Here is a 6,151-nt window from a genome sequence, read left to right on the forward strand (position 1 = left end):
TGATATTATTTGTCCCGACTTTTATAGTCGGGACTTTTATTATTTGTTTTCCTCAATATAACTTGCAATATCGCCGATATTCTTAAATTTTTCAGCTTCTTCATCAGGAATTTCAACGCCGAATTCATCCTCAAGGGCCATGATGATTTCTACAGCATCTAAAGAATCTGCTTCTAGGTCCTTCATTAAAGAAGTTTGTGGTGTAATATCCTCTGTGCTGTCTAAGCCAAGCTGCTCAGCAATAATTTCTACTACCTTATCAAATACCATTTATTTCACCTCCCCTCAAATAGTTCTATTACATAACCATTCCGCCGTCTACATTAAGCACCTGCCCGGTTATATATCTTGCATTCTCAGAACATAGAAAAGCCACTACATTTGCCACATCATCAGGGGTCCCTAGCTGTTTCATGGGAATATGGGTCATTAAGGATTCTTTAACTTCCTCTGATAAAACTTCCGTCATATCCGTCTGAATAAACCCTGGAGCAACTGCGTTAACGTTAATACCTCTTGTAGCCAATTCCTTTGCTACAGATTTCGTAAATCCAATAATGCCAGCCTTAGAAGCAGCATAGTTGGATTGCCCGATATTACCCATCACACCAACGATTGAGGCGATATTCACAATCTTTCCGCTCTTCTGCTTCATCATTTTTCGCGTAACTGCTTTTGTACAGTTATAAGTTCCCTTTAAATTGATGGCAATTACTTGATCCCAATCCTCTTCTTTCATACGCATTAACAGCGTATCTCTAGTAATTCCCGCATTATTGACCAATATATCTATGGTTGGGAAGTGACGTTCTACTTCATCGATAAGCTGCTGCACATCTTCCCCGTTAGAAACATCAGCCTTAATTGCAATGGCATCTCTTCCCATTTCCTTGATCGCTGTCACAACTTTTTCAGCTTCCTCAGGTTTACTTGTATAATTCACCGCAATATTTGCACCTAATTGAGCCAGTTTTAATGCAATAGCTTTGCCAATTCCCCTAGAGCCTCCAGTGACAATAGCCGTTTTTCCTGCAAAATCCATTTTTCTACCTCCTCTTTCTACAAGCTGTTTAAAACTGTTTCTAAGGATTCTCCATCCTCTATGCTGTAAACCTCTGCGTTGTGCTTAGATTTCTTAAGTATTTTCTTTAAGAATTGGTTCAGTGACTTTCCAGGCCCCATTTCTATAAAGGTATTGACGCCATCTTCTAACATACGCAGCATGGTATCCTCCCATAATACTGAATGACTTACCTGTTTTATCAACAATTCATTTACTTGACATTTATTCTGATAATAATCTGCATTCACATTAGCAATCACAGGAATATGTAATTCATTGATAGTTATTCTATCCAAGTCTCCTGCCAGTTTTTCACCTGCGGGGATCAGCATGGAACAGTGAAATGGTGCACTTACAGGCAATAGTACTGCTTTTAGAGCTCCCGCTTCCTTTGCGGCTTCACAGGCTTTTTCTACTGCCTTAACCTCACCTGATATAACAATCTGTCCGGGACTGTTAAAGTTGGCAGCCTCTACGATGCCTTCAGACTGAACCTGCTTTAAAACCTGAAGCAGCGTATTTCTTTCCATTCCCAGAATAGCTGCCATTGCGCCCTTCCCAATAGGCACTGCTTCCTGCATATATCTTCCTCTTTTCTTGACCAAGGCGACTGCATCTTCAAAGGAAAGTGCACCGGATACTACCAGGGCAGCGTACTCACCCAGACTCAACCCTGCACTAACATCCGCCTTAATCCCCTTATCTTCCAAGACTTTGGCTATAGCGATACAGGTAGTAAGAATAGCCGGCTGTGTGTTTTCCGTCTTAATCAGCTCTTCTTCAGGTCCCTCAAAACATAGCTTCTTCATATCATAGCCTACAGCATTACTGGCTTTTGTGAAAATATCTGCTGCAATTTCGTATTTCTCTACAATATCTTTTCCCATGCCCACATACTGGGCTCCCTGTCCGGGAAAAATAAACGCTATCCTCCGCATCCTATACACTCCTTATTTCAATAGATGTTGAATTCGTTCACTAGATTTCACTGCCTCTGCAATCATTTCTTCAATGATTTCCTTACAGGATTTAATATCCTTAATCATCCCTGCAATTTGACCTGCCATAACAGATCCATTGTCCACATCGCCATCTACTACCGACATTCTCAATCTGCCCACTCCAAGATTCTCTAATTCCTCACTGGATGCACCACTTTTCTCCAATCTGTCAAATTCTTTAGCTAATTTATTTTTTAAGATTCTAACGGGATGTCCCGTACTTCTGCCAGTTGCTACCGTATCCCGATCCTTAGCCTTCAATATGGCTTCTTTATAACGGTCATGGGCAGTACATTCTGTTGCACACACAAACCTTGTTCCCACTTGTACGCCCTCTGCCCCTAAGGCCAATGCAGCCAGCAATCCTCTTCCATCAGCAATTCCGCCGGCAGCAATAACCGGAATATCCACAGCATCTACTACCTGGGGTACCAGAGCCATAGTAGTTAATTCACCAATGTGTCCACCAGCCTCTGTACCTTCAACTATAACTGCATCGGCACCAATCTTTTCAACCCGCTGGGCCAGCGCTACCGAGGGCACTACAGGGATTACTTTTATTTGCCGCTCTTTGAGACGTGGCATATATTTTCCAGGATTTCCTGCTCCTGTGGTTATTACAGGAACACCCTCCTTTATTATTAGCTTCATAATTTCATCTGCAAAGGGAGACAGCAGCATTACGTTAACTCCATAGGGCTGATCTGTAAGTTTCTTAATTTTGCTGATTTCTTTCTCTACAAATTCTACCGGTGCATTACCAGCAGCAATAATTCCTAAACCTCCGGCATTGGAAACTGCAGCAGCTAGCTCCGCAGTGGCAATCCATGCCATACCACCTTGCAAAATCGGATAACGAATATTTAATAAATCACTAATCCTAGAAGATATCATAGCTTCACCTCTCAAATCGATTACTTATTCCACTTGATTACACAAGACCCCCAAGTAAGACCGGCTCCGAAGCCTACTAAAACAACCATATCATCCTTCTTAATTTTCCCTTCCTTAATTGCCTCATCTAATGCAACTGGAACGGACGCCGCTGACATATTTCCATATTTTTCTAGATTCACATGAACTTTATCTAAGGGCATTTTAAGCCTTTTTGCTGCAGCCTCAATAATTCGGATATTTGCCTGATGAGGTACTACATAATCAATATCCTGCAGCTGATGGCCACTTAGCTTTATGGCTTCTTCAGCAGCTTTACCCATGATTCTCACTGCAAATTTGAAGACTTCACTGCCATCCATTTTTACATAATTTAACCCTTCCCGGATAGTTTCAAAAGTCGAAGGCATTCTGGATCCTCCTGCCGGCAGAGATAAAAATTTGCCCCCTTCTCCGTCGGAGCCCATATAAGTTGATAGTACTCCTTTTCCTTCCTCCGTTTCACCCAGAACTACTGCTCCTGCTCCGTCTCCAAACAAAATGCTCGTATTTCTGTCGCTCCAATCTACAATCCTAGACATAGTTTCTGCCCCTATTACCAAGACCTTATGATAAGTACCCGTAGCAATAAATTGTTTTCCTATGGCAACTCCATACAGGAATCCTGAGCATGCTGCCTCTAAATCAAAGGAAGCAGCCTTAATGGCACCGATGTTTTTCTGAACCATACATGCAGTTGAAGGAAAAGCCATATCCGGAGTGATTGTAGCTACAATAATTAAGTCAATTTCTTCTGCACTTACATTAGCATCTTTTAAGGCCCTAATAGCTGCTTCAGTAGCTAAATCAGAGGTTGCTATATTCTCATCAGCAACACGTCTGGCTTTAATTCCTGTTCTCTCAATAATCCATTCATTTGTAGTATCTACCATTTTCTCTAAATCGAAATTCGTAACTTCTTTTTCCGGCAAGCAACTGCCTATGCCTAATATGCCAACGGACTTTAGACTAATCAGCATTTTTGTCATCTCCTATTCTTTCAAGCTCTTGGACAATCGACTGAATTACCCCATGCTCTACAAAGCTTTTAGCTTGGCGTATTGCGTTTTTTACTGCCTTGGCATTGGAACTTCCATGGGCCTTAACCACTGCTCCATTAACTCCCAACATCAAAGCGCCGCCATATTCTGTGTAATCTAATTCTTTTTTAAAGCTTTTCAGGGCAGGCATCAAAATTGCTGCTCCTATTTTTGTGATAAAATTCTTCTTTAGCTGCTGCTTCAGCATATCCATGATTACCATGGCTACACCTTCAGTCAGCTTTAAAACTACATTTCCTACAAATCCATCACATACAATCACATCAGCTGCACCTCTGGATAACTCTCTAGCTTCTACGTTGCCTACGAAATTTAGGCTGTTTTTTTTATAAAGCTCATAAGCTTGCTTAATGACCTCTGTTCCTTTTCCTTCTTCTGCACCAATATTCACTAGCCCAATACCAGGTTTTTCAATCTGTAAGACCTTTTCTGCATAGATTTGCCCCATGATTCCAAATTCCAGAAGATTTCTAGGCTTACATTCCGCATTGGCTCCCGCATCCACCAATAAGGATATTCCCTTTTGTGTAGGATAAGGTGCCCCGATAGCCGGGCGATCTATACCTTTAATTCTTCCCAACCGAAACAAACTTCCAGCCAATAATGCACCGGTATTTCCAGCGGAAACAAAAGCATCTGCATTTCCTTCTTTAACCAAATTCAATCCTACAACCATAGAGGAGTCTTTTTTGTGTCTTACTGCATATACAGGTTTATCATCGTTAGTAATGGTCTCTGTTGTATGATGAATGCGAATTTTTTCTATATGCACATCGTGCTTTTTTAGCTCGCTTTCTATTTGTCCTTGATCTCCTACCAAAATGATTTCTACACCTAGTTCCTTTTGTGCTTCAACAGCTCCTTTGACGATCTCATAAGGAGCATGATCTCCTCCCATTGCATCCACGGCAATTCTCATCATATCCACCTCTCTATTTCTCTTCAATAGATACCAGGATAAATTTTCCCCTAAAAACCTGCTCTTGTCTTATGCTTATCATAACATGCACGAAATATTTATTTCCTCTTATGCGGGCAACCTCCGCTTTAGCAATCAATTTTTCTCCTGCAAATACAGGCGTTTTATATTTCATGTTTGCCACTCCAGTAACTGCTACGTCAGCATCGATTACTGCCATGGCTAGGGATTCCGCCATAGCAAAAATGTGATGGCCTCGAACTACCTTTGTCTTGCGAAAAGCCAAGTCCTTGGTTGTCTCTAAAATAGAAATTGCACTCTGATTCAAGTGGAGATCTATTAATTCACCAATTATTTCTGCTTCTCCAAGGCTTTTAACCTTTAGATAGTTTTTCTCAGCTACTTTTTTGACCCGCTCTCTTAATTCAGGTATTCCCAACTCAAGCCTATCTAATCGTATAGTTTGGATACTTACATGAAAGTGTTCACATAGTTCCTCATCGGTTACAAAAGGGTCCTCCTCAAGCTTGCTCAGCAGCTGAGTTTGCCTTTCCCCTTTTGATATTTTGCCCCTGGGCATAAAATCACCTCGTTTTAGTACTTAAAATTAGTACCTGATACTAATATTTAGTATATATTATTTTGTTGATTAAATCAACCATTTTTGTTATTTATAACAAAGGATTCCTATTCATACAGATATAATGAGGATATTATCCAATTAAATTCACTGTGCAAGTGTATTTAATAAGAGAGTATAAAACATTAGTAATGGAACAAAAAAATTATGTATACCACCTATATTATTTGAAAAATTATTAGAAGCATACCTATATACATCACAAAGTATTTTAAAAATAAAAAAGGCGTCCTTAAGGACGCGTTTTAAAACCTAAGCCGCTAGGCTTAATTTTCTAACCGATAGGTTATTCCTTGCTCACTAGTATATTCAATTGGTTCCATAGTGCCTCCACAGACTTCACAGCTGAATCTTGGAGGCACTGTTATATCTCCTTCATCAAAAATATCATAAATATCTACTACATCTTTTGGAATATCTTCTTCTATTCCACAGTCTAAACATTTAAACGTGACAGGCTTATTTTTTTCCTTGAGTTTTTCTATTTTCTTTTGCTCTTTTATTTGTTGTCTTCTCTTGTCTTTCATTTTTTTC

Annotated in this window: 8 protein-coding genes; all 8 read right to left on the bottom strand. The window is 40.1% G+C overall.

What is annotated here, in order from left to right:
• Window positions 1-39: 39 nt before the first annotated feature.
• Window positions 40-270: an acyl carrier protein gene (gene acpP, locus BUB56_RS03315; protein WP_110939961.1), complete on the bottom strand. Its 231-nt coding sequence runs from the start codon at window positions 268-270 to the stop codon at window positions 40-42.
• Window positions 271-298: 28 nt separating this feature from the next.
• Window positions 299-1,042, bottom strand: coding sequence for a 3-oxoacyl-[acyl-carrier-protein] reductase (gene fabG / locus BUB56_RS03320; RefSeq protein WP_110939962.1), 744 nt, complete (start codon window positions 1,040-1,042; stop codon window positions 299-301).
• Between the two features lie 17 nt (window positions 1,043-1,059).
• Window positions 1,060-2,001, bottom strand: a complete 942-nt coding sequence (gene fabD, locus BUB56_RS03325; RefSeq protein ID WP_110939963.1) for an ACP S-malonyltransferase — start codon at window positions 1,999-2,001, stop codon at window positions 1,060-1,062.
• A gap of 12 nt (window positions 2,002-2,013) precedes the next feature.
• The gene (fabK, locus tag BUB56_RS03330) at window positions 2,014-2,958 is read right to left on the bottom strand and encodes an enoyl-[acyl-carrier-protein] reductase FabK (protein WP_110939964.1); all 945 of its coding nucleotides are present in this window, start codon (window positions 2,956-2,958) and stop codon (window positions 2,014-2,016) included.
• Window positions 2,959-2,978: 20 nt separating this feature from the next.
• Window positions 2,979-3,977 carry a beta-ketoacyl-ACP synthase III gene (locus BUB56_RS03335; protein ID WP_242946204.1) on the bottom strand — a complete coding sequence of 333 codons (999 nt, stop codon included), beginning with the start codon at window positions 3,975-3,977 and terminating at the stop codon, window positions 2,979-2,981.
• On the bottom strand, window positions 3,967-4,977 hold the full coding sequence (gene plsX, locus BUB56_RS03340) for a phosphate acyltransferase PlsX (RefSeq protein WP_110939966.1): 1,011 nt from the start codon (window positions 4,975-4,977) through the stop codon (window positions 3,967-3,969). The genes BUB56_RS03335 and plsX overlap by 11 nt, the downstream gene beginning before the upstream one ends.
• 13 nt (window positions 4,978-4,990) lie before the next feature.
• Window positions 4,991-5,557 carry a transcription factor FapR gene (fapR, locus tag BUB56_RS03345; protein WP_110939967.1) on the bottom strand — a complete coding sequence of 189 codons (567 nt, stop codon included), beginning with the start codon at window positions 5,555-5,557 and terminating at the stop codon, window positions 4,991-4,993.
• Window positions 5,558-5,883: 326 nt separating this feature from the next.
• A partial coding sequence (locus BUB56_RS03350; RefSeq protein ID WP_242946205.1) for a hypothetical protein occupies window positions 5,884-6,151 on the bottom strand: 268 nt, incomplete at its 5' end.

Source organism: Geosporobacter subterraneus DSM 17957 (assembly GCF_900142145.1).
In the GTDB taxonomy this organism is placed as follows: Bacteria; Bacillota; Clostridia; order Peptostreptococcales; family Thermotaleaceae; genus Geosporobacter; species Geosporobacter subterraneus.

What these genes read in the sequence shown, in the direction of transcription:
- acpP (WP_110939961.1), bottom strand. Translation starts at nt 270, where the DNA reads ATGGTATTTGATAAGGTAGTAGAAATTATTGCTGAGCAGCTTGGCTTA.
- fabG (WP_110939962.1), bottom strand. Translation starts at nt 1,042, where the DNA reads ATGGATTTTGCAGGAAAAACGGCTATTGTCACTGGAGGCTCTAGGGGA.
- fabD (WP_110939963.1), bottom strand. Translation starts at nt 2,001, where the DNA reads ATGCGGAGGATAGCGTTTATTTTTCCCGGACAGGGAGCCCAGTATGTG.
- fabK (WP_110939964.1), bottom strand. Translation starts at nt 2,958, where the DNA reads ATGATATCTTCTAGGATTAGTGATTTATTAAATATTCGTTATCCGATT.
- BUB56_RS03335 (WP_242946204.1), bottom strand. Translation starts at nt 3,977, where the DNA reads ATGCTGATTAGTCTAAAGTCCGTTGGCATATTAGGCATAGGCAGTTGC.
- plsX (WP_110939966.1), bottom strand. Translation starts at nt 4,977, where the DNA reads ATGAGAATTGCCGTGGATGCAATGGGAGGAGATCATGCTCCTTATGAG.
- fapR (WP_110939967.1), bottom strand. Translation starts at nt 5,557, where the DNA reads ATGCCCAGGGGCAAAATATCAAAAGGGGAAAGGCAAACTCAGCTGCTG.